Source organism: Streptomyces murinus (genome assembly GCF_002154555.1).
Taxonomy (GTDB): domain Bacteria; phylum Actinomycetota; class Actinomycetes; order Streptomycetales; family Streptomycetaceae; genus Streptomyces; species Streptomyces murinus.
Window position 1 is genome coordinate 1 of the sequence record NZ_MUNF01000966.1, and the last position, 974, is coordinate 974.

The window sequence follows — 974 nt, forward strand, 5'->3', positions numbered from 1 at the left end:
GGGGACGGCTGCGGTGGCGCGTTCGGGGACGGCCGAGGTGACGGGTTCGGGAGTGGCGGCGGTGGCGGGTTCGGAGGTGGCGAAGGTGATGGGTGAGATGTCGATGGGGGCCGCGTTGATCTGTCTGGCCGCGCTGGGGTGGCTGCTGTGCGAGCGGCACCACGGGGTGCGGCGGGCGCGGCTGCTGCTGGCCGGGGACGGCGGGCCGGGTGCCGGTCCGTCGGTCCAGGATCAACTCGGCTCCGCGTTACGGCGGTTGCGCGACCGCTGGGGGGTCGAGTGGTGGGCCCTGGTCGCGGGGCTGCTGCTCGCGCTGCTGGGCGGCTCGGTGATCCCGGTCGTCGCGGGGGCGGCCGGGGTGCCCGTGCTGCGCCGGGTGCGGCTGGCCGGGGAGGCGAGACGCGTCCGCGAGCGGCGGATGGACCAAGTGATCGCCCTGTGCGGGATGTTCGCCGGTGAGGTGCGGGCCGGACGGCAGCCCGGCGAGGCGCTGCTGCGGGCCGCGCGGGACTCGGGCGGGCTCGGCGAGGCACTGGCGGCCGTGGTCGCGGCGGCCCGCTTCGGCGGGGACGTGCCCGGCGCCCTCGCCGCGGCGGCCCGGCGGCCGGGCGCCGAGGGACTGCTCGGACTGGCCGCGTGCTGGCGGGTGGCCGTCGACCAGGGCGCGGGCCTCGCGGCCGGCCTCGACCGGCTGGACGGCGCCCTGCGCGCCGAACGGGACCAACGCGCCGACCTGCGCGCCCAACTGGCCGGTGCGAGAGCCACCGCCGTCCTGCTCGCCGCCCTCCCCGCCCTCGGCCTCCTCCTCGGCGCGGCCATGGGCGCCGCCCCGCTGCGGGTCCTCCTGCACAGCGGCCCCGGCCTCGGCTGCCTGCTGATCGGCGCGGTGTTCGAGACGGCCGGGCTGTGGTGGTCGGCGCGGATCGTGCGGGGAGCGGGGGCGGGGACATGAACGGAAGGGTGAGGACGTGAGC

At 78.5% G+C, this 974-nt stretch carries 1 protein-coding gene; it reads left to right on the top strand.

Annotation, left to right across the window (positions count from 1 at the left end; genetic code table 11):
• Positions 1–88 precede the first annotated feature (88 nt).
• The gene (locus CCN72_RS36960) at positions 89–952 is read left to right on the top strand and encodes a type II secretion system F family protein (RefSeq protein ID WP_208638201.1); all 864 of its coding nucleotides are present in this window, start codon (positions 89–91) and stop codon (positions 950–952) included.
• The last annotated feature ends 22 nt before the right edge of the window (positions 953–974 follow it).